The sequence below is a fragment of the Allobosea sp. 05T438 genome (assembly GCF_056396025.1).
In genome coordinates this window covers 202603-222778 of record NZ_JBFTKQ010000006.1, presented here as the reverse complement: position 1 = coordinate 222778, position 20176 = coordinate 202603, and the positions used below count along the sequence as shown (strand labels likewise).

At 67.5% G+C, this 20176-nt stretch carries 20 protein-coding genes; 8 read left to right on the top strand and 12 right to left on the bottom strand.

Annotation, left to right across the window (positions count from 1 at the left end):
• Positions 1-224 precede the first annotated feature (224 nt).
• From AC1DIN_RS15240 to AC1DIN_RS15225, 4 genes are all read left to right on the top strand, one after another.
• Positions 225-2711, top strand: a complete 2487-nt coding sequence (locus AC1DIN_RS15240; protein WP_476810376.1) for a heavy metal translocating P-type ATPase — start codon at positions 225-227, stop codon at positions 2709-2711.
• 1 nt (position 2712) lies between these two features.
• On the top strand, positions 2713-3123 hold the full coding sequence (gene cueR, locus AC1DIN_RS15235; protein ID WP_441471020.1) for a Cu(I)-responsive transcriptional regulator: 411 nt from the start codon (positions 2713-2715) through the stop codon (positions 3121-3123).
• A 176-nt stretch (positions 3124-3299) separates the two neighbouring features.
• Positions 3300-4718, top strand: coding sequence for a M20 family metallopeptidase (locus tag AC1DIN_RS15230; protein ID WP_476810375.1), 1419 nt, complete (start codon positions 3300-3302; stop codon positions 4716-4718).
• Positions 4719-4930: 212 nt separating this feature from the next.
• Entirely contained in the window at positions 4931-5488 is a 558-nt protein-coding gene (locus tag AC1DIN_RS15225) for a MarR family winged helix-turn-helix transcriptional regulator (protein WP_476810374.1), read from the top strand.
• Here AC1DIN_RS15225 and AC1DIN_RS15220 read toward each other — a convergent pair.
• From AC1DIN_RS15220 to AC1DIN_RS15175, 10 genes are all read right to left on the bottom strand, one after another.
• Positions 5445-6155, bottom strand: a complete 711-nt coding sequence (locus tag AC1DIN_RS15220; RefSeq protein ID WP_476810373.1) for an ABC transporter ATP-binding protein — start codon at positions 6153-6155, stop codon at positions 5445-5447. The genes AC1DIN_RS15225 and AC1DIN_RS15220 overlap by 44 nt on opposite strands.
• Positions 6155-6928 (bottom strand): ABC transporter ATP-binding protein, encoded by a 774-nt coding sequence (locus AC1DIN_RS15215; RefSeq protein ID WP_441471016.1) that lies wholly within the window; start codon positions 6926-6928, stop codon positions 6155-6157. The genes AC1DIN_RS15220 and AC1DIN_RS15215 overlap by 1 nt, the downstream gene beginning before the upstream one ends.
• On the bottom strand, positions 6925-8790 hold the full coding sequence (locus tag AC1DIN_RS15210) for an ABC transporter permease (RefSeq protein WP_476810426.1): 1866 nt from the start codon (positions 8788-8790) through the stop codon (positions 6925-6927). The genes AC1DIN_RS15215 and AC1DIN_RS15210 overlap by 4 nt, the downstream gene beginning before the upstream one ends.
• A gap of 206 nt (positions 8791-8996) precedes the next feature.
• Complete coding sequence (locus AC1DIN_RS15205) at positions 8997-10202, bottom strand: ABC transporter substrate-binding protein (RefSeq protein ID WP_476810372.1); 1206 nt, start codon at positions 10200-10202, stop codon at positions 8997-8999.
• A 391-nt stretch (positions 10203-10593) separates the two neighbouring features.
• Positions 10594-10836 (bottom strand): hypothetical protein, encoded by a 243-nt coding sequence (locus AC1DIN_RS15200; RefSeq protein ID WP_476810371.1) that lies wholly within the window; start codon positions 10834-10836, stop codon positions 10594-10596.
• A 69-nt stretch (positions 10837-10905) separates the two neighbouring features.
• Positions 10906-11766, bottom strand: coding sequence for an energy transducer TonB family protein (locus AC1DIN_RS15195; protein ID WP_476810370.1), 861 nt, complete (start codon positions 11764-11766; stop codon positions 10906-10908).
• Positions 11763-12212 carry a TonB system transport protein ExbD gene (exbD, locus tag AC1DIN_RS15190; RefSeq protein ID WP_441471012.1) on the bottom strand — a complete coding sequence of 150 codons (450 nt, stop codon included), beginning with the start codon at positions 12210-12212 and terminating at the stop codon, positions 11763-11765. Before exbD ends, AC1DIN_RS15195 begins: the two co-directional genes overlap by 4 nt.
• A 3-nt stretch (positions 12213-12215) precedes the next feature.
• Complete coding sequence (gene exbB / locus AC1DIN_RS15185) at positions 12216-13232, bottom strand: tonB-system energizer ExbB (protein ID WP_476810369.1); 1017 nt, start codon at positions 13230-13232, stop codon at positions 12216-12218.
• A 336-nt stretch (positions 13233-13568) separates the two neighbouring features.
• On the bottom strand, positions 13569-13919 hold the full coding sequence (locus tag AC1DIN_RS15180) for a winged helix-turn-helix domain-containing protein (protein WP_441471010.1): 351 nt from the start codon (positions 13917-13919) through the stop codon (positions 13569-13571).
• A 9-nt stretch (positions 13920-13928) separates the two neighbouring features.
• Entirely contained in the window at positions 13929-14441 is a 513-nt protein-coding gene (locus tag AC1DIN_RS15175) for a GAF domain-containing protein (RefSeq protein ID WP_476810368.1), read from the bottom strand.
• Between the two features lie 94 nt (positions 14442-14535).
• Between AC1DIN_RS15175 and AC1DIN_RS15170 the strand changes: the two genes are divergently transcribed.
• Together AC1DIN_RS15170 and AC1DIN_RS15165 are read left to right on the top strand one after the other, a co-directional pair.
• On the top strand, positions 14536-15009 hold the full coding sequence (locus tag AC1DIN_RS15170) for an NUDIX hydrolase (RefSeq protein WP_476810367.1): 474 nt from the start codon (positions 14536-14538) through the stop codon (positions 15007-15009).
• A complete protein-coding gene (locus AC1DIN_RS15165) occupies positions 15002-15799 on the top strand; it encodes a class I SAM-dependent methyltransferase (RefSeq protein WP_476810366.1) in 798 nt (265 codons plus the stop codon). The genes AC1DIN_RS15170 and AC1DIN_RS15165 overlap by 8 nt, the downstream gene beginning before the upstream one ends.
• Position 15800: 1 nt before the next feature.
• On the opposite strand, the gene AC1DIN_RS15160 is transcribed toward AC1DIN_RS15165, so the two are convergent.
• Positions 15801-16376, bottom strand: coding sequence for an NAD(P)H-dependent oxidoreductase (locus tag AC1DIN_RS15160; RefSeq protein ID WP_476810365.1), 576 nt, complete (start codon positions 16374-16376; stop codon positions 15801-15803).
• An 86-nt stretch (positions 16377-16462) separates the two neighbouring features.
• Between AC1DIN_RS15160 and AC1DIN_RS15155 the strand changes: the two genes are divergently transcribed.
• Together AC1DIN_RS15155 and AC1DIN_RS15150 are read left to right on the top strand one after the other, a co-directional pair.
• A complete protein-coding gene (locus AC1DIN_RS15155) occupies positions 16463-17350 on the top strand; it encodes a LysR family transcriptional regulator (RefSeq protein ID WP_476810364.1) in 888 nt (295 codons plus the stop codon).
• A gap of 705 nt (positions 17351-18055) precedes the next feature.
• Entirely contained in the window at positions 18056-18346 is a 291-nt protein-coding gene (locus AC1DIN_RS15150) for a GlsB/YeaQ/YmgE family stress response membrane protein (protein ID WP_441471004.1), read from the top strand.
• Positions 18347-18367: 21 nt separating this feature from the next.
• Here AC1DIN_RS15150 and AC1DIN_RS15145 read toward each other — a convergent pair whose 3' ends face one another.
• The gene (locus AC1DIN_RS15145) at positions 18368-20167 is read right to left on the bottom strand and encodes an SLC13 family permease (protein WP_476810363.1); all 1800 of its coding nucleotides are present in this window, start codon (positions 20165-20167) and stop codon (positions 18368-18370) included.
• Between the last annotated feature and the right edge of the window lie 9 nt (positions 20168-20176).

The following is a 20176-nucleotide window of genomic DNA, read 5'->3' as shown; positions in this document are numbered from 1 at the left end:
TTCAGCTGGAGCCGCGCCGTCATTCTCGGGCGGAGCGAAGCGCAGACCCGAGGATCTCATGATGAGAAGGCGCTGGTGCCTCTTCTTGCAGGAGATGCTCGGGTCAAGCCCGAGCATGACGGCCAAGCCAGCGCTCAGAACTTTCAAATGGCATCATATCACCCCTTGACCTTCCCATAATGGGAAGCCCCATATGGCTTGTCATCACCATGAAGGAGACGGCGATGACGGTCATCGACAGGAGCAGGAACGACCTCGAGACGCTCGATCTGGGCGTCGAGGGCATGACCTGTGCCAGTTGCGTCGCGCATGTCGAGCGCGCCATCGCGGCTGTGCCGGGCGTCGATGCGGTCGCGGTCAATCTCGCGACCGACCGGGCCCATATCACCTTCGCCAAGGGCGGCACCGATCTGAAGCAGGTCGAAGCGGCCGTCCGCCAGAGCGGCTATACCCCGGTCGAGAACACGATCGAATTGTCTGTTTCCGGCATGACCTGCGCCTCCTGCGTCGGGCATGTCGAGAAGGCCCTGCGCGCCGTGCCCGGCGTCGTCGAGGCGACCGTGAACCTCGCGACCGAGCGCGCCAGCGTGAAGACGCTCGCCGGCGACGATATCATCCCGGCCCTCGTCAAGGCTGTGGCCGGCGCCGGCTATGAGGCGAGCCCGATGGTCGCGGCCGATGGCGATTCCACCGCGCGGCAGCAGGCTGCCAAGGATGAGGAACAGGGCAAGCTGCTCCGCTCCGTCATCATTGCCGGACTGCTGACGCTGCCGCTGCTCGTCGTCGAGATGGGCAGCCACATGGTCCCTGCCCTGCACCATTGGCTCGCCGGCACATTCGGCGAGTGGAACGTCCGCGTTGCCTCCTTCGTGCTGGCGACCATCGTGCAGTTCGGGCCAGGACTCGTCTTCCTGCGCAAGGGCTTTCCGGCGCTGCTGCGGGCTGCGCCCGACATGAACTCGCTCGTCATGCTCGGCACCGGCGCGGCCTATCTCTATTCGACGGTCGCGACCTTCCTGCCGAACCTGCTGCCGGCGGGCACGGAAGGCACCTATTTCGAATCCGGCGCGGTCATCGTGACGCTGATCCTGCTCGGCCGCTGGTTCGAGGCCCGCGCCAAGGGCCGCACCGGCGCAGCCATCCGCAGCCTGATCGCGCTCCAGCCCAAGACGGCCCGCGTGCTGCGCGACGGCGCCGAGAGCGATATCCCGGTCGAGAGCGTCCGCCCCAGCGACGTCGTCATCCTCAGGCCGGGCGAGCGCGTCCCGGTCGATGGCGAGGTCACGGACGGCACCTCCTTCGTCGATGAATCGATGATCACCGGCGAACCTGCGCCTGTGCGCAAGGAAGCCGGCAGCACCGTCACCGGCGGCACCGTCAACGGCTCGGGCGCGCTGCGCTTCACGGCGCAAAAGGTCGGCTCCGATACGCTGCTGGCCCAGATCGTGCGGACCGTGCAGGCCGCTCAGGGCGCCAAGCTGCCGATCCAGGCGCTGGTCGACCGCGTCACCCTCTGGTTCGTCCCGGTCGTGATCGCTCTGGCGCTGGCGACCTTCCTGGTCTGGCTGAGCTTCGGGCCGAGCCCGGCCCTGTCGCATGCGCTGGTCAATGCCGTCGCGCTGCTGATCATCGCCTGCCCCTGCGCCATGGGCCTGGCGACCCCGACCTCGATCATGGTCGGCACCGGCCGGGGCGCCGAGCTCGGCATCCTGTTCCGGCAGGGCGACGCCTTGCAGGCGCTGAAGGACGTCCAGATCGTCGCCCTCGACAAGACGGGAACGCTGACCAAGGGCAAGCCGGAACTCACCGATATCGAGCCGGCTTCGGGGTTCGCGGCCGACGAAGTGCTGCGTCTCGTCGGCTCGGCCGAGAACCGCTCGGAGCATCCACTGGCGCTGGCGCTCGTCGCGGCGGCCAAGGCACGCGGTCTTGCGCTCGCCGAGCCGGCTGATTTCGCCAGCGATCCCGGCCGCGGGGTTACCGCGACGGTCGAAGGTCGCAAGGTCGCGATCGGCGGCCACAGGCTGATGGAAGAGGCAAAGCTCGATACCGCGCCCTTCGCGGCCCGCGCCAAGGCGCTGGCCGAGGCCGGCAAGACCCCGCTCTATGCCGCGATCGACGGCCGGATCGCCGCCGTCATCGCCGTCGCCGACGCGGTGAAGGAGACCACGCCCGCCGCTATCGCAGCGCTGCACAAGCTTGGGCTCAAGGTCGCGATGGTGACCGGCGACGACCGGCGCACGGCCGAGGCCGTGGCGCGCCAGCTCGGCATCGATGAGGTCCGCGCCGAGGTGCTGCCGACCGACAAGGCCGAGGTGGTGAAGGCGCTGCAGAAGGGCGGCGCCAAGGTCGCCTTCGTCGGCGACGGCATCAACGACGCGCCTGCCCTCGCCCAGGCCGATGTCGGAATCGCCATCGGCACCGGCACGGATATCGCGATCGAGAGCGCCGATGTCGTGTTGATGTCGGGCGACGTCATGGGAGTGCCGCGCGCCATCGCGCTGTCGCAGGCCGTGATCGCCAATATCCGCCAGAATCTGGCCTGGGCCTTCGGCTACAATGCCCTGCTGATCCCGGTCGCGGCCGGCGTACTCTACCCGGCCTTCGGCATCCTGCTCTCGCCGGTTTTCGCCGGGCTCGCCATGGCCCTGTCGAGCGTCAGCGTCGTCAGCAATGCGCTCAGGTTGAAGCGCTTTCAGGTGGAGGCCTGAGATGAATATCGGCGAAGCCGCAACCCGCTCCGGCGTCAGCGCCAAGATGATCCGCTATTACGAGAGCATCGGGCTGATCACCCCGCCGGCCCGCACGGCGGCGCAGTACCGGGTCTATGCCGATGAGGACGTGCATACGTTGCGCTTCGTGCGCCGCTCCCGCGATCTCGGCTTCTCGCTGGACGAGACGCGCGAGCTGCTGACGCTCTGGCGCGACAAGAGCCGCGCCAGCGCCGATGTGAAGCGCCTCGCCATGGCCCATGTGCGCGAGCTCGAGGAAAAGGCGGCCGAGCTCAAGGCGATGGCCGACACGCTGCGGCACCTGGCGACGCATTGCCATGGCGACCATCGGCCGGACTGTCCCATCCTGGCCGATTTCGCGGCCGCCTCGCCGGTGCAAGCCAAGGCCTGAGACGCTGTTCCGCCATGCGCCTTCGGTCTGGACGCCGCAGGCCGAGATTGCTCATATGCCGCTGCCCACATGAGCCGGATCCGGTCAGGCCAACGCGACCTGCCCGGTGAATCCGTCTCTCAACAAATGACAGAGAGCCCGCGCCCCGTTCGGAACGGGCTCTAGGCGGAACGACAATGGACAATCGAAACGATCTCTGGCGGCATGTCGATGCGAACAAGGAGCGCCTGATCGCCCTGAGCGACCGGGTCTGGGGCATGCCGGAGGTGTGCTACACCGAGAAGCGCTCGGTCGCCGAGCATATCGCGGAGCTGAAGCACCAGGGCTTCCGCATCACCGAGAACGTCGCCGACATCCCGACCGCCGTGATCGGCGAGGCCGGTGAAGGCGGCCCGGTCATCGCCTTCCTCGGCGAATACGATGCCCTGCCCGGCCTCTCGCAGGAAGCCGGGGCTTCCGAGCACAAGGAAATCGAGACCAACGGCCATGGCCACGGCTGCGGCCATAACCTGCTCGGCTCCGCCGCGATGCTCGCCGCTGTCGCGATGAAAGATTGGCTCGCCGAGAACAAGATCCCCGGCCGCGTGCGCTATTATGGCTGCCCGGCCGAGGAAGGCGGAGCCGCCAAGGCGTTCATGGTCCGCGCCGGCGCCTTCGACGACGCCGATGTCGCCATCAGCTGGCACCCGTCGAGCTTCTGGGAGGTCGCTCCAGCGCTGGCGCTCGCCAATACCCGCGCCGATTTCGTCTTCACCGGTCGCGCCTCGCATGCCGCTGCTGCCCCCCATCTCGGCCGCTCAGCGCTCGACGCCGTCGAGCTGATGAATGTCGGCGTCAACTACATGCGCGAGCACATGCCGAGCGATGCGCGCGTGCATTACGCGCTGCTCGACACCGGTGGCATCGCGCCGAACGTCGTGCAGGCCCATGCCCGCGTGCGCTATTCGATCCGCGCCCGCGACCTGCGCGGCATGCTCGAGCTCGTCCAGCGCGTGAAGAAGATCGCCGAAGGCGCGGCGCTGATGACGGAAACCAAGATGGAGATGCGCATCGTCAGCGCCGTTTCCGACCTCGTCGCCAATACGCCGCTTGAGGAAGCCATGCACAAGGTCATGGAAGATCTCGGCGCGCCGCATTTCGACGACGCCGACAAGGCCTATGCCGAGAAGATCCGCGCGACACTCTCGCCGCAGGAGATCGCATCGATCTGGCGCACGATCGGCATGCCGGATACCGGCACGCCGCTCGCCGACTTCCTCGTGCCGCGCGATGCCAAGCGCAACCCGGCGATCGGCTCGACCGATATCGGCGACGTCAGCTGGGCGGTGCCGACCGTGCAGGCCCATGCGCCGACCGTGGCGATGGGCACGCCCTTCCACACCTGGCAGGTGGTGGCGCAGGGCAAGTCGCCCGCCGCGCACAAGGCGATGGTCCATGTCGCCAAGGCGATGGCCGCGACCGGCGCTGCCGTGCTCAGCGACCCGGCGCTGATGGAAGCCGCCAAGGCCGACCACAAGGCCCGCCTCGGCAAGGAGGGCTACACCTCGCCGCTGCCGCCCGAGGTCAAGCCGCCGCTGACCATGTCGCTGGGCTGAGCGCGACGGAACCTCGCCGTCATTCTCGGGCGCCGCGCAGCGGCGACCCGGGAATCTCGTGCGGGTAGAGGCGCCCTTCCTTCACGAGGTGCTCGGGTCAGGCCCGAGCATGACGGCTGTGGCTGCGTTGCCTTGCCGATTGAACGAACACACATGATCCGGGACAATGGGGCTCTGCCGCCAGCCGGCAGAATCGTCCGCCCGGAGCAAGCATGGATCGCGCAGAAGAGTCGGACGGCGGACTGGGCCGGCATCACCGCTCGGCCAGCGGTCAGGCTGATTCCACTGTTCCCGAACCCGTCGATCTGGCCGGCTATGTGCTGGACGAGCAGTTCGGCTTCCTGCTGCGGCAGATGCAGCAGCGCTATGTCGCGATGTTCCAGCAGATGATGGGCGAGGACGGGCCGACGCCGCCGCAATTCGCGGTCCTGTGCCGGCTTGCCGCCGATGGGCGGATTTCCCAGAACCAGCTCGGCCGCATGACCGCGATGGACCCGGCCACCATCCGGGGCGTGGTGACGCGCCTGGAAGAACGCGGACTGGTCGAGCGCCTGCACGATCGCGACGACAAGCGGCGTGTGCTGGTGCAGCTCGGCCCACGCGGGCGCGAGCAATTGCCGGGTTATGTCGAGCGCGCCAAGGCGATCACAATCGCCGCCCTCGATCCGATCAAGGATCGGGAAGTCGCGCCCTTGCTCGATCTGATGCGGCGCCTGCTCGCCGGCTTCAAACCGCCAGATACTGGCTCCGCGCCGCCTCGTCGGACTTGAGCGCCGCCATCGTATCGTCGAAGCGGATCAGCCCCTTCTCGATGATGACGGCGCGGTCGGCGACGCTGCCGGCGAAATGCAGGTTCTGCTCGGAGAGCAGCACGGACAACCCTTCGTCCTTCAACACGCGGATCGTCTCGGCCATCGCCTCGACAATGATCGGCGCGAGCCCTTCCGAGGGCTCGTCGAGCAGCAGCAGGCGCGGATTGCCCATCAGCGTGCGGGCGATCGTCAGCATCTGCTGCTCGCCGCCCGACATCGCGCCGCCCGGCCGGTCGCGCATGCGCCCGAGATTGGGGAAGAGGTCGAACAGCCTCTCCGGTGTCCAGTGCGGCGCGCCGGTCCGCGGCGGCTGGCGCCCGACCTCGAGGTTCTCCATCACCGTCAGCTCCGAGAAGACGCGACGATCCTCCGGGACATAACCGACGCCGAGGCGGGCGATGGCGAAGGGCTCGCGGCCGGCGATCTCCTTGCCTTCGAAGCGGATCGTGCCGCGCGGCTGCGGCACCAGCCCCATCACCGTCTTCATCGTCGTCGACTTGCCGGCACCGTTGCGGCCCATCAGCGCCACGACCTCGCCACTTCCGACCGAAAAGCCGACACCATGCAGGATCTGGGCGCGGCCATACCAGGCCTCGACGCGGGAGAGTTCAAGCAGCGGCGCCATCAGTGCCCTCCCGACGTCGCGCCGGAGCCGAGATAGACGGCACGGACCTGCGGGTCGTTGCGGACCTCGGCGCTGGTCCCGGACGCGATCAGCCGGCCGCGGTCGAGCACCAGCACGCGGTCGGCATGGGCGAAGACGACATCCATGTCGTGCTCGGTGAACAGCACGGCGATGCCGCGCTCCCTGGCGATGCCGGCGGTCAGTGCCATCAGCGCAATCCGCTCCTGCGGCGCCATGCCGGCGGTGGGCTCGTCCATCAGCAAGAGCTTCGGCGCATTGGCGAGCGCGATGGCGAGTTCGACCCGCTTCAGGTCGCCATAGGCCAGCACGCCGCAGGCGCGTTCGGCCTGCTCGCGCATGCCGACCTGATCGAGCAGCCCGTCCGCCGCCTCACTGTGGCGCCGGTTGGCGCGGCCGAAAAGGCGCCAGCTCTCGCCGGCATGCGAGATCAGCGCCATCTGGACGTTCTCGCGCACGGTCATCGAGGCGAAGGTCGCGGTGATCTGGAAGGTGCGGCCAACTCCGAGTCGCCAGACCTTGCGCGGCGCGAGCCCGGTAATCGGGCGGCCCTCCAGCAGGATCTCGCCGCGATCGGGCTTGAGTTGCCCGTTCAACATGTTGAAGCAGGTCGTCTTGCCGGCGCCGTTGGGGCCGATCAGGGCGACGAGCTTTCCCGCTTCGACCGAGAACGACACGCCATCGACCGCCTTCACGCCGCCGAAGGATCGGGCAAGGTCGCGGGCCTCCAGCACGGCAGGCACGGGCGCGCTCATCTTGCAGCCGCCTCCGGTGCGGCGCTCTCGCGCCGGGCACGCCAGAACAGCCAGGTGCCGACGAGCCCGCGCGGGAACAGGACGACCAGCAACACGATCGACAGCCCGAGGCCGAATCGCCAATAGGCCGTCATCTTCGCGAGCTGTTCGTTCAGCCCCATATAGGCGAAGGCGCCGACGACCGGCCCGGCCACGGTCTGGACGCCGCCGAGCAGCACCATCAGCAACGCGTCGACCGAGCGCGGAATCGCCATATAGGTCGGGAAGACCGAGCCTTTCGAGAAGGCGAAAAGCCCCCCTGCGATACCGGCCGCGAGCGCGGCGATGACGAAAGCGGCCCATTGCAAGTGCCCGACATCGAGGCCGATCGCCTCCGCCCGCAAGGGGCTGTCGCGGCCGGCGCGCAGGGAATAGCCGAAGGGCGCGAAGATGATGAGGCGGAGCGCCAGGATCACGAGCACGGCGATGGCGAGCGCGAGATAATAGAAGGCTGTCTTGGAAACCGCCCAGGCCGAGGGCCAGACACCGAGGATGCCGTTGTCGCCGCCGGTCAGATCCACCCATTGGAAGGCCGTGGCCCAGGCGATCTGGGCGAAGGCCAGGGTCAGCATGGCCAGATAGACGCCCGAGAGCCGCACGCAGAACCAGCCGAAGATCGCGCCGGCGACGCCCGCCATCAGCGGTGCCAGCACCAAGGCCGGCTCCATCGATGCGCCCAACCATTTCACCGCCAGCGCCGCACCATAGGCGCCGAGGCCGAAATAGGCGGCATGGCCGAAGGAGATGATGCCGCCGGGCCCCATCAGCAGATGCAGCGAGGCGGCGAAGACCGCGAAGATCACCAGATCGGTCAGCGTCAGGACGAGATGATCCGGCACAAGGAGCGGCGCAAGGATCAGCAGGACGAGCGCCACGGCCCCAAACGCCCTGGCCGCGCCGTTGGCCGGGCGCAGCAGGAAGAGCTGGCCGGCATGGCCGCGCGGCTCGGCAGCGGCCTTGCCGAGCAGGCCGTGGGGCCGGGCGATCAGAACCGCCGCCATCACCAGGAAGACGAGGACAAGCGTGATCTTGGGCAGGATCAGGATGCCGAAGGCGTGGAGCACCCCGATCAGGACGGCGGCGAGATAGGCGCCGGTCACGCTGCCCAGCCCGCCGACCACGACCACGACGAAAGCCTCCGCGATCATGGACAGGTCCATGTGCAGGTTGATCGCCTCGCGCGGGAGCTGGAGCGCACCGCCCAGCCCCGCAAGGGCTGCACCGAACGCGAAGACCGAGGTGAAGAGCAGGCGCTGGTTGACGCCGAGCGCGCTGACCATCTCACGGTCTTCAGTCGCGGCCCGGATCAGCACGCCCCAGCGCGTCCGGTGGAACAGGAGCCAGATCAGTCCGAGCACGACCGGACCGACCGCGATCAGGAACAGATCGTAGCTCGGGAAGCGGCCGTCGAACAGGAAGACGAAACCTTTGAAGCCGGGCGCGCGCGGACCGAGCTTGTCCTCCGGCCCCCATATCGCCAGCGCGATGTCCTGCAGCATCAGCACGACACCGAAGGTGGCGAGCAGCTGGAACAGCTCCGGAGCCTGATAGATCCGCCTGAGTATCGTGACCTCGATCAGCGCGCCGACGAGGCCTGTGAGCAGCACGGCCAACACCACGCCGCCCCAGAAGCCGAAGGCATCGGCCGGGCCGAAATACGTCACCAGCGTGAAGGCCAGATAGCCGCCCAGCATGTAGAGCGAGCCATGGGCGAAGTTCACGATCCGCGTGACGCCGAAGATGATCGACAGCCCGCACGCGACCAGGAACAGCGACGACGCCGAGGCCAGGCCGTTCAGGGTCTGGGTGAGGACGAGATCCAGCATGTCGTCTCGGGCGGGCGATCGATCTCAGATGGAGGAGGGCTTGACGGGGGCGAGTTCCGAATCGCACCGGCGCTTCGCTCCGTCATTCTCGGGCGAAGCGAAGCGTAGACCCGAGAATCTCCCGCCCAAAGAGGCTCAGGAGCCTCAGGCGTCAAGAGATGCTCGGGTCAAGCCCGAGCATGACGCGCGGCGCCCCGCCGAACTCAGACGGCCGGGCGCAGCTTGCGGACCTCGTCATCACCAGGCAGGTATTTGGCGCCGTCGCGATAGCTCCAGTCGACCATTACGCCCTTGCCGTTCCTTTGCGCGCTCTTGCCGACATAGGCGCCGAGCGTCGACTGGTGGTCGATCTTGCGGAATTCGATCGGGCCGAAGGCCGAGCCGAACTTCAGCCCCTCGAAGGCGTCGACCAGCTTCTCGTTGTCGGTGGAGCCCGCCTTCGCCAGCGCGGCCGCGATGGCCTGCACCGTCTCGTAGCCGACGACCGAGCCCAGCCGCGGATAGTCGTTGTACTTCGCCTTGTAGGCGTCGCGGAACTTGACGTGCTCCGGCGTCTGCAGGTCGGCATGCGGATAGCCGGTGATGATCCAGCCCTCCGGCGTCTCGGCGCCGAGCGTGTCGAGATATTCCGGCTCGCCGGTCAGCATCGAGACGACCTGGCGCCCCTCGAACAGGCCGCGCGTGTTGCCGGCGCGGACGAAATTGGCGAGATCGACCGCGAAGGTGACGTTGAAGATCGCCTCCGGCTTGGCCGCCTCCAGCGCCTGGACGGTGGCGCCGGCATCGATACGGCCGAGCGCCGGGAACTGCTCGGCGACGAAGGTCACGTCGGGGCGCGCCTTCAGGAGCAATTCTTTGAACCATTTCACTGCCGACTGGCCGTATTCGTAGTTCGGCGCAACGATCGCCCATTTCTTGGCCGGGAGCTTGGCCGCTTCCTCGACCAGCATCGCGGCCTGCATGTAGGTCGAGGGGCGCAGGCGGAAGGTGTAGCGGTTGCCCTTCGACCAGACGAGCGCGTCGGCCAGCGGCTCGGAGGCGACATAGAGCCGCTTGTTCTGGTTGGCGTAATCCGCGAGCGCGAGGCCGACATTGGAGAGGAAGCCGCCGGCGATGATGTCGACCTTCTCGGCGGTGGCGAGATCGGCAGCGTGGCGCACTGCGTCTTCCGGCTTGCCGGCGTCGTCGCGGAAGACCGTCTCGAGCTTGCGGCCGAGCACGCCGCCGGCCGCATTGATCTGCTCCTGCGCCAGTTCCCAGGCCTGGCGATAGGGTTTCAGGAAGGCCGGTTGGGCGGTATAGCTGTTGATCTCCCCGATGCGGATCGGCCCTGCGCCCTGGGCGCGTACCAGGCCGGGCGTTCCGACGGCGGCGACGCCGGCGATGAAACTGCGACGATCGATCTGCATCAGGCTGTCCTTCGCTCCGCTTCGGCCGCGATCCGCGCCGATACCACCCGCCGCCAGACGCGGCAGGAGCGGAATTCATATGAGTGCATATGAAATTCCATGCTGACTGATTGTCAACTGCTTCTCGGCAATGCAGCAGAAGCGGGGCTGCCCAGAAACGCGGCGCGGCAATCGCTGAATCGCGGTAAAATGTTTTGATTTCAAAGACATGACGACAGGTGAAAAATAAGTCAGTGCTGCTGCCCTTTTTCTCTTGCGGCAGCGAGGTAGCGCACTTATTTATTGCTCAGCGCAGCAGAGATGCTGCGTCGCCCTCCTTGGGCGTTTCCTCCCTAGACTTGGGCTGCGCTTTCCGGCGCGGCCCTTTTTTCTTGCCTGAGAGCTCCTGCGCTCACCACCAGCGGCCGCCGTAGTACCAGCCCGGCGGTGCATCATACCGGTCGAAACGAGCGCGCCGATCCGCCGCGCGATTGAGGTCGAGCTGCAGCAGGCAGTTCGCGAACCCTTCGCTCGATGTCCGGAAACCGAAAGAGTGGCAACGCGCCTCGTCGGCCGCGCGCAGCTCGGCATCCGTCACGCAGCCGCTGCACGCGAGCGCAAGGAGAGCGCCGGCGACGAGCTTTCCGATACTCATGCCGCGTCTCCTCTGCGCACGGGCTGCACACGTGATACGCGCATGCGGCCCTCCGGTTCCAGACCTGCCTCAGCGCGAAAACCGGACGGGCACCGCGAGCGCGATCGAGCTGCCGCCAATCCCGTCCGGCGGTGCCGGCACCGGGCTCGCCCGTCGAATCATCGCGACCGCCTCCTCGTCCAGTGCGGCGTCTCCCGAGCCGCGGACCAGCCGGGCCGAGAGAACCCGGCCGCCACGGTCGATGCTGAAGGCGACCTGGACGGTTCCGGGGCTGGCGCCGTTCGGGAAGCGCTTGAAGCGGTTGAGATGGGCGATCAGGGAACCGCGCCAGCTGGCATTGGCGGCCGGCGAAGCGCTCGGGGAGCCCGAGGCAGGAGCGGCTGCTTGCGCAGCGGCCTGCGCCTGTGCGACCGGCGCCGTGGTCTGCTCGGCCTTCGGCCTGTCCGGGTCCAGCGGCTTTCGGCGCTCGACGACCTTCGGCTTGGGCTTGGGCTTTGGCTTTGCCTCCGGCGGCTTCGGCTGCTCCTTTGGCGGCGGCGTCAGCAGGGCGGCGGCGTCAGGCAGCGAGGGCAGCTCGGGGATTTTGATCTCGGGTTCTGGGATCGCGACCGGTTCAGGCTCCGGCGGTGGAGGCTCGGGCTCCTTGGGTTGCTCGACCGGCTCGGGTGTTGGCGGTTCGGGCTCGGGCTGCGCCTCGACCATCTCCGGCCCCGGCGCGACATCCCGCTGCGGCGCCTCGGGCGCGACGGCGAGCGGGGCGAGCTCGATCATGACGGCGGCGGGCGGCGTGCCCATAGCGGCCTCGGCACGCTGCCAGTTGGCCACGACCCAGCCGGCCGCGCCATGGGCGCTCGCCACCACGAGCGCCGCCACGCTCCAGCGCAGCGCCGCCGGTGCGAAGCGCGACAGCGAGCGGCGCTCCAGGCTCATGGCTTGGTCCCCGCAGCAGCGCCTTGCCCGGTGTCCTCGAGGCCGACGAGCGCGATCTTGAGGTAACCGGCGTTACGCAGCAGGTTCATCACATCCATCAGCTCGCGATAGGCGACGGTGCCGTCGGCACGCAGGAAGACGCGCTGCTCGCGGTCCCGGTTCGTGCGCTGGTCGAGCGTCGCCTGCAGGGTTTCGCGCGGCACGGTGTCGTTGCCGAGGGCGAGCGAGAGGTCGCTCTTCACGGTCAGGAAGACAGGTGTATCCGGCCGCGGCTGCGGCTGCGCGTTCGACACCGGCAGATCGACCGCGACGTCGACCGTGGAGAGCGGCGCGGCCACCATGAAGATGATCAGCAGCACCAGGATGACGTCGATGAAGGGCGTGACGTTGATCTCGCTGACTTCGCCGAGATCGCCGTCCTGCGGGTCCTTGAGGGAAACGGCCATGGCTCACTCCGCCGGCACAAGCGCTGCGGAGGCGGACGCGGCCGCCGATGCCGAGGAGGCCGAGCGCGAGGTTGGCGCGAGCGCGCGCTGGCGCCGTTCGAGATCGCGCGAGAGATGGCGCAGAATTTCGCCTGAAGCGTCCGACAGGGTGGCGCGATAGCCGGTGATCGCGCGGGCGAAGACATTGTAGATGATGACGGCGGGGATCGCCGCGACGAGGCCGATCGCGGTCGCCAGCAGCGCCTCGGCGATGCCCGGCGCCACGACCGCGAGGTTGGTCGTCTTCGCCTGGCTGATGCCGATGAACGAATTCATGATGCCCCAGACCGTGCCGAACAGGCCGACGAAGGGGGCCGTCGAGCCTATGGTCGCGAGCAGCCCCGTTCCGCGCGCCATGGAGCGACCGGCGCGGGCCTCGATCCGGGAAAGCGCGATGGCGACGCGCTCCTTGATGCCGTCCTCGCCGAGATCGGCCGAGCGGCGCGTCTCGGAGAGCGCGGCGTTGAGAAGCTCGCCGACGGCGCCGCGCAGCTTGCCGTTCTTGGAAGCGGCGGCGCCGGTTGCGGCGTTCAGGCTGTCCGCCGCCTCGATGCGGCGCAACGCGCGTCCGGCCGCGGCCTTCGCGGCGGCGAGCTCCATCGCCTTGGCGAACCAGATCGTCCAGGTCACCAGCGAGGCGAAGGCGAGGCCGAGCATCACGGCCTTCACGACGATGTCGGCCGCCATGAACATGCCCCAGGGCGACAGGTCGTGCGGCAGCACCGCCGTCGCCGCCGGCGCGGCGGCGGGAGCCGATGGAGCCTCCGTCGTCAGCGGCGGATGCGCGGTGCTCGGCGGGTTCATGCCGAACTGTGACGGAACCGAAGGCAGCGGGTTTGTCGGGGTGGCCGGCTGAACTTGAGCGGCGGGAGGCGGGGCCGCGGCCGGAGCCTGGGCCGGCTGGCCCTGAGCCTGGACGGCCAGCCCGGACAGTGCCGAGAGACCCGCCGCGACGAGAGCCAGACGAAACGCGCGCATCATCACCAAGTCCAGTCTTCGCTGGAGGTAAGCTTACCCAGCCGCCGCCGGCTCGGAGTCTGTCGGTTTGCGCTCTTTGCACAAGGCCACAGGCCTCGCGCCAAGAGATCATTCCGAATATCTGAGACTCCGCTGCTTCCTCATTGGAAAAATTACAAAAAAGACTTGCAGCACCTATTCTGCATATGCGATACGCCTGTTCGAATAGGGTCCGTATGTCAAGGCTAACTAGCCTTGAGCTGTGCTTGTGCGCGGTCACCTTTCCGACGCCAAAGGCGATCGGGAAATTCCCACATAGCCGTTATTCGATGGATGCAGGGCTGTGCGCCGGGTCGCCCGTCAGGAATCCGTCGGCCGATCGATCTCGGCCTGAAGCGCGGCGAGGTGTTCGCTCGCTGCTGCGGTGGCGGCCTGCTCGACAGCCCGGAAGCGCATGATCAAGGCCTGGCCGAGATCGGTCACGCGGGCTCCGCCGCCGTTGCGACCGCCGGTCTGGCGCTCGACCACCGGCTTGCCGAACAATGTGTTCAGCTCCTCGACCAGCTCCCAGGCCCGCCGGTAGGACATAGCCATCGCCCTGCCCGCGGCCGAGATCGAGCCCTGCGCCGCGATCTGCTCGAGCAATTCGATCTTGCCGGGGCCGATCCGCCCCTCGGGATCGAGCTCGATGCGCAGGCTGAGCGACGGCACCGGAGCCGCTCAGGAGGCTTCGGCGAGATCGGCGCCCTCGCCGCAGGCGGTGAGATAGATCACTGCCATGCGTTCGATCCCGGCCTGGTCGGCGGCGTCGAAACGCGCGACCGAGGGGCTGTCGAGATCGATCACTCCGATGACGCCGTCACGGCCGATCAGCGGGACGACAAGCTCCGAACGGGAGGCCGAGTCGCAGGCGATATGGCCGGGAAAAGCATGGACGTCCTCGACCAGCATCGAGGCTCGGCGCGCCACTGCGGTTCCGCAGACGCCCTTCCCGACGGGTATGCGCACGCAGGCCGGCTTGCCCTGGAAGGGGCCGAGCACGAGCTCGCCGTCTCGCATCAGATAGAAGCCGGCCCAATTCAACTCCGGCATCATCTGGTAGAGCAGCGCCGAGGTGTTGGCTGCGTTGGCGATCGGGTCGCTCTCCCCGGCGAGCAGGGCTTCGAGCTGGGCCGCCAGCTCGCGATAGAATGCGGCCTTGTCGGTCGCGTCGATGCGATGGGCCTCGAACATGGCTCTGCGTCTCGCTGAAGGTCTTTGAGTCCGAGGGCTGTCCTACCACCATCGACAGGCCGGCGCCAAAGCCCTTTCCGAATGCAGGCGGGTCATGGCAATCCTCCCCCCGCGCCATCTGAAAGGGAATCGACCTTTGAGCGGGACGATCCGGCGGCTGCGCATCGCGGCCGCTCTGCTGACCGACGAACGCCAGCGCCTGCTTCTTGTCAGGAAGCGCGCAACCACGGCCTTCATGCAGCCGGGCGGCAAGATTGAGCCCGGCGAGCAGCCGCTGGACGCGTTGCTCCGCGAGCTTCGGGAGGAGCTCGGTTTTTCCATCTCCCGCGATGAGCCGCGCTATCAGGGTCATTTCACTGCACCGGCCGCCAACGAACCCGGATTCACGGTCGAGGCGGAGATCTTCACGCTCGCTTTGCCCGCAAAGCCGCGTCCGGCCGCCGAGATTGCGGAGATCGCGTGGCTGGAGCCCGGCCAGCCGCCGGCTGTCGCGCTCGCCCCGCTGACTCGAGACCATATCCTGCCGCTCTGGCGTTCCCTCGCTTCGGAGACCTTGCGTGATGAATGAGCTGAACCCCATGGCCGGCCTGCGCCGCGCCGATGGCAGCGCCGGAGACGCCGATTACGGCCGGATCGGCCAGGGCTATGCCTCCTACCGCCAGCCGGAGCCTGCCATCGCCGCCCTGATCGAGAGCGCGCTCGGCCCGGCCGGTCGCATCCTCAATGTCGGGGCCGGCGCAGGTTCCTATGAGCCGCGCAACCGCGACGTCACGGCGGTCGAGCCTTCCGCCTCGATGCGGGCGCAGCGGCCGGCCGGCATTGCCGTGGCCATCGATGCGATGGCCGAGAGACTGCCCTTCCCCGACCAATCCTTCGACGCGAGCATGGCGACCTTCACCGTGCATCAATGGCAGGATCTCGATGCGGGCCTGCGCGAGATGCGCCGCGTAACGCGCGGCCCGGTCGTGATCCTCTCCTGCGACCCGGAGTTGGTGGAAGCCTTCTGGCTCAATCACTACGCCCCCAACGTCCTGGCGACGGAGGCACGGCGCTATCCCTCGCTCGGGCATATCGGCAAGGTGCTGGGCGGCGATGTCGAGATCATCGCGGTGCCGATTCCCCTCGCCTGCCGCGATGGCTTCAACGAGGCGTATTACGGCCGGCCGGAACTCTTCCTGGAGCCGGGTGCACGCTCGGCCTGCTCCGCCTGGAGCTTCGTGAGCGAAGCCGAGAGCGCGGCGTCGATCGCCCATTTGCGGGGCGACATCGAATCCGGCGCCTGGGATTCCTGCTACGGCTTCCTGCGCAGCCAGCCGAATTTCGAAGGCTCGCTGCGCCTCGTCGTGGCGCGGCCCTGACTCAGGCGGCTTTCGGGCGGGGCACGGGTGTTTCCGCGATCCATCGCTCCAGAGCGATGGCGTAGTCCATGGCGGCGGCGTCAAGCGCGCGCTGCGGGAGCTTGTCCGCCCGGTAGAGGATAAAGGGCTCGCTCCACAACAGGCCGCAGCGATTTGCGGTGGCGCGCAGCGGGGCGAGCAGCTCGATCATCGGGAACATGTTCCGGCCGCCCGGCCGGTAGGCCTCAGGCACGTTGCCTGCGGTCGCGGCCAGCATCAGGGGCGTTCCTTCGAGCAACCGCCCTTCCGTCTCATAGGCAAGATAGAACATCCGGGTCAGCACGGCGTCCTGCCAGGCCTTCAACAATGCCGGCGTCGAATACCACTGGATCGGGAACTGCAGCACGATCCGGTCGGCCGCGAGCAGGCGGTCGGCCTCGCGCTCGGCGTCGCGGAAGATCTCGATCCCGCCCGGATAACTCGCCTGCATGTCGACGATCTCGACGCCGGGCAGCCTGCCGGCTGCCGCAACCAGTGCGGCATTGGCGTTGGACTGGGATAGGTCGCGGTGGAAGAGGAGGATGAGCGTCTTGGTCATGGTCGTCTCCTGCGGTGGCGGGACGACCCTGCGGTCAAACAAGAAATTCTTCCAATCGATTATCGATCTATCATATTATCGAACCTATGAATTTAAGGTCCCTCGATCTCAATCTCCTGGTGGTTCTCGACGCGCTTCTGGACGAGGCGCATGTCAGCCGTGCAACCGATCGGCTCGGGCTGTCGCAGCCGGCCACATCCGCAGCGCTGCAGCGTTGCCGCCATCTGTTTCGGGACGAGCTTCTCGAACGTGGCCGGGGAACGATGTTCCTGACGCCAAAGGCGGAATCACTGCGCGCCCCGCTGAAATCGCTGCTGGCCGGCGTGACGGAACTCGTCGATCCGCCGCAGGTGCCGCTCGCGGAAATCCGCCTGACCTTGCGCATCACCACGGCCGACTATCCGGCCGTGTTCCTGATCGGCCCGTTGCAGGAGAAGCTGCAGCGTTCGGCACCGGGGATCGATATCGTGATCCAGCCGTGGCATGGCGCCGATACTGCCCGCGCGGCCCTGGTCGAGGGCACCAGCGATATCGCCATTTCCGTATTTCCGCCGGCGGAGGATGACCTCCATCGCGAGGAGCTTCTGGTCGAACACTATGCCGTCGCGATGCGCCGCGGTCACCCGGCCGAAGCCGCGTTCGGTCTCGCGGCGTGGCTGGCCTATCCGCATATTCTCGTATCCGGCCGCGGCGATACGCGCACTCCCGTCGATGCGGAACTCGCCAGCCGCGGCCTGACGCGGCGCGTCGGCTTCGTCGTGCCGAATTTCCAGATGGTCCAGGCACTGCTGCACGGCTCGGACATGATCGCCCTCCTGCCTTCGCGCGTGCTGTCATCCTTCGAGGGGCTGGTTTCGTTCCCGCCGCCGCTGCCGGTGCCGGGCTTCACGCTCCATCTCGCCTGGCACCGTCGACGCTTGAAGGATGTCGCCCTGCAGCATGTCGCGGCGATTCTGACCAAGATGTTCCGGTAACGACATGGTTTGAAAGCCGCCTTGCAAGGAGCCGAAGATATTGGCCGCACGGCTTCGGGCGCTCCACAGGCTGCTATGGGCCATGGAAGTGATTTGACGCTGGCGATTTTGCGCGAATGAGGGGAGCGAGGACACAAACCTTCCGGTCCCATCTCCACCACTTCGACCTCATCAAATCGTTCCCATGGCCCCTGACAGCCTCTAGACTGCTTTTTCCGAAGCCAGTCCGGAGCGCATCCCATGGAACGACGTTCATTTCTGTTCGGATTGCTTGCCCTTGCAACGGGCTCCGCCCTGGCCCTTCCGGCGCGGGAGGCCGAAGCGGCGCCGCGGCAGCCGACGCCATCGCCGGATCAGGAACTCAGGCTGCCGGACGGGACGCCGATCGACTGGTCCCAGCATCGCAGGGGCCACCCGGTCCACCGCCGGCATCACTATCGGCACTGGCACCGCCATAATCGCCCCCGCAGGCGGGTTTGCCGGACTCATTGGGATCGGTGGGGACGGCCTATTCGCCGGTGCCACTGGGTCTCGTTCTAGAGCATTTTCGAGCGCGGCGGGTATCGCTTCGCGTAAAGAAAATGCTTTAAAACAAAGAGCTAAAGCAGTTCCGCGTATCCAATAAACGCGGAGATGCTCTAGCGTTGTTTCTGCGGGCGGGCAAAGCGAACGTCCCGCCGCTATCGATCGCGACTTGGGGGGAACATGCAGACGCTCGATCATGTAATTGTCTGGATCATCATTGGAGTGATCGGCGGCGGCCTGGCTGGCCTCGCGATCAGATGGGACAGGCGCGGCTTCGGCTTCTTGCGGAATCTCGCCGTGGGTCTGGCGGGCGCCGTGGTCGGCGGCCTGCTCTTCCGGTGGCTCCAGATTCTGCCGGGCCTCGACAACATCGCGATTTCGCTCAGGGATGTGATCGCTGCCTTCGTCGGATCGCTGATCGTGCTCGTCGGCCTCTGGGGCTGGAAGCGCTTTGAAGGGCCCTCGGCCTGAGGCCGGAGCGCAGGCCACCCTTCAGAACCGCCAGATCAGCGGGACGTAGAAGACGGCGATCACGAAGAACCAGAGCATCAATGGCGCGCCGAGCTTCCAGTAGCTGTTGAAGCTGTAGCCGCCCGGACCCATGACCATCATGTTGGTCGCGGTCGCGATCGGCGTCAGGAACGAGGCGGAGCCGGCGACGCACAGGCTCATCAGGACTGGCCGCGGCGAGACACCCATGCCGGCGGCTGCGGCCATGGCGATCGGGATGACCAGCATCGTCGTCGCCGTGTTGCTCATGACCTGGCCGAGGCTCGCGGTCAGCACGAAGAGGCCGGCGAGAAAGACGATGGGGCCTGCCCCGCCGGTCAGCGTCACGAGATGGTCGGCCACGATCTTGGCCGCACCCGACTGCACCATTGCGGTAGAGAGCGGCATCATCGCCGCGATCAGGATCACCGTCGTCCAGTTGATCGCGCGATAGGCCTGCTCGACGCTCATGATGCCGGCGCCAATCAGCGCCCCGGCACCGAGGAGCCCGGCGACGGCCGGCGGCAGGATGCCCGTCGCGAGCATTGTGACGAGGCCGGCCAGCACCGCAAGCGCTACCCCGGCGCCGGCGCCCATCGGCACGGCCTGGCGCCTGACGAGGTCGGGCGAGTTGACGACGAGCACGTCGGGATCGTCGAGATGCAGATCGAGCGCTTCCCAGCTGCCTTCGAGCAGCAGCGTGTCGCCGGCGGCCAGCGTTTCGCCCGGATCAATGTCGACGCCGGCCCGCTGGACGGCGAGCACGACGAGATCGCCGCTGTCGGTCACCATGCCCGGAAAGAGAGCGCGGCCGATCAGCGCCGAGCGCGGCGGAATCACGACCTCGGCCAGGCCCGAGCGCCGGCTGAACAATCCTTTTTGAGCAGGATCGTCACGCAGTGCGAGGTGCTTGTCCGCCGCCAGCGTCGCAACGGCCTCGGCATCGCCGCGCACGAGGAGGTAGTCGCCCTCCGAAACCGCCGGCGCCCGCAGCGGCATTGCCGTGCCTCCGGCCTGCACAGCCATCAGGCTGAGCCGCCCATCCGCACCGAGATCGATATCGCCCGGTGCGACGCCGATATAGGACGAGGTCGAGCGCACGCGCAGCCGGAAGATGCCGTCGCTCAGTCCGTAATGCTCGACGAGGGTCTGGGCGTGCCGGCTGAAATCGGCCGGCAGCCGCGCGCTGCTTTGCTGCGGCAGCAGGCGCTTGCCCAGCAGCAGGATGATCGCGATCGTGCCGGCCAGAAGCGGCAGGCCGACAAAGGCGAATTCGGCAAAGGCGAAGCCCTGCAGGCCGGCATCCTCCAGCGCCTCCGACACCAGGATGTTCTTGGGCGCCCCGGTCAGCAGGAGGTTGGAGCCGGCATGGGAGGCGAAGGCGAGCGGCATCAGGAGCTGGGCCGGCGACTGGCGCAGCCGCACCGCCGCCATGACCGCCACCGGCATGAGGGCTGCGACCGCCCCGCTGCCACTGATGAAGGCGCTGAGACAGCCGGCTGCGACCATGATGATGATCAGCAGGCGCGTCTGGCCATCGCTGCCGGCCTTGGCGATCAGATATTGCCCCGCCCAGGCGGTGACGCCGGTCTTCTCCAAGGCCGCGCTGACGATGAAGAGACTGGCGACGAAAAGGGCAGCGCGGTCCCCGAAGCCGGCGAAGGCCTGCTCGAGCGTCACCACGCCGGTCGCCCACAGTGCCAGCGCCGCCCCGATCGCGACCACGACGACCGGCAGCCTGTTCCAGGTGAACAATACGATCGCGGCCACGGTGACGACGGCAGTGCTTTCGATCGGTGTCACGCAGCGGTC

What these genes read in the sequence shown, in the direction of transcription:
- AC1DIN_RS15240 (WP_476810376.1), top strand. Translation starts at nt 225, where the DNA reads ATGACGGTCATCGACAGGAGCAGGAACGACCTCGAGACGCTCGATCTG.
- cueR (WP_441471020.1), top strand. Translation starts at nt 2,713, where the DNA reads ATGAATATCGGCGAAGCCGCAACCCGCTCCGGCGTCAGCGCCAAGATG.
- AC1DIN_RS15230 (WP_476810375.1), top strand. Translation starts at nt 3,300, where the DNA reads ATGGACAATCGAAACGATCTCTGGCGGCATGTCGATGCGAACAAGGAG.
- AC1DIN_RS15225 (WP_476810374.1), top strand. Translation starts at nt 4,931, where the DNA reads ATGGATCGCGCAGAAGAGTCGGACGGCGGACTGGGCCGGCATCACCGC.
- AC1DIN_RS15220 (WP_476810373.1), bottom strand. Translation starts at nt 6,155, where the DNA reads ATGGCGCCGCTGCTTGAACTCTCCCGCGTCGAGGCCTGGTATGGCCGC.
- AC1DIN_RS15215 (WP_441471016.1), bottom strand. Translation starts at nt 6,928, where the DNA reads ATGAGCGCGCCCGTGCCTGCCGTGCTGGAGGCCCGCGACCTTGCCCGA.
- AC1DIN_RS15205 (WP_476810372.1), bottom strand. Translation starts at nt 10,202, where the DNA reads ATGCAGATCGATCGTCGCAGTTTCATCGCCGGCGTCGCCGCCGTCGGA.
- AC1DIN_RS15200 (WP_476810371.1), bottom strand. Translation starts at nt 10,836, where the DNA reads ATGAGTATCGGAAAGCTCGTCGCCGGCGCTCTCCTTGCGCTCGCGTGC.
- AC1DIN_RS15195 (WP_476810370.1), bottom strand. Translation starts at nt 11,766, where the DNA reads ATGAGCCTGGAGCGCCGCTCGCTGTCGCGCTTCGCACCGGCGGCGCTG.
- exbD (WP_441471012.1), bottom strand. Translation starts at nt 12,212, where the DNA reads ATGGCCGTTTCCCTCAAGGACCCGCAGGACGGCGATCTCGGCGAAGTC.
- exbB (WP_476810369.1), bottom strand. Translation starts at nt 13,232, where the DNA reads ATGATGCGCGCGTTTCGTCTGGCTCTCGTCGCGGCGGGTCTCTCGGCA.
- AC1DIN_RS15175 (WP_476810368.1), bottom strand. Translation starts at nt 14,441, where the DNA reads ATGTTCGAGGCCCATCGCATCGACGCGACCGACAAGGCCGCATTCTAT.
- AC1DIN_RS15170 (WP_476810367.1), top strand. Translation starts at nt 14,536, where the DNA reads ATGGCAATCCTCCCCCCGCGCCATCTGAAAGGGAATCGACCTTTGAGC.
- AC1DIN_RS15165 (WP_476810366.1), top strand. Translation starts at nt 15,002, where the DNA reads ATGAATGAGCTGAACCCCATGGCCGGCCTGCGCCGCGCCGATGGCAGC.
- AC1DIN_RS15160 (WP_476810365.1), bottom strand. Translation starts at nt 16,376, where the DNA reads ATGACCAAGACGCTCATCCTCCTCTTCCACCGCGACCTATCCCAGTCC.
- AC1DIN_RS15155 (WP_476810364.1), top strand. Translation starts at nt 16,463, where the DNA reads ATGAATTTAAGGTCCCTCGATCTCAATCTCCTGGTGGTTCTCGACGCG.
- AC1DIN_RS15150 (WP_441471004.1), top strand. Translation starts at nt 18,056, where the DNA reads ATGCAGACGCTCGATCATGTAATTGTCTGGATCATCATTGGAGTGATC.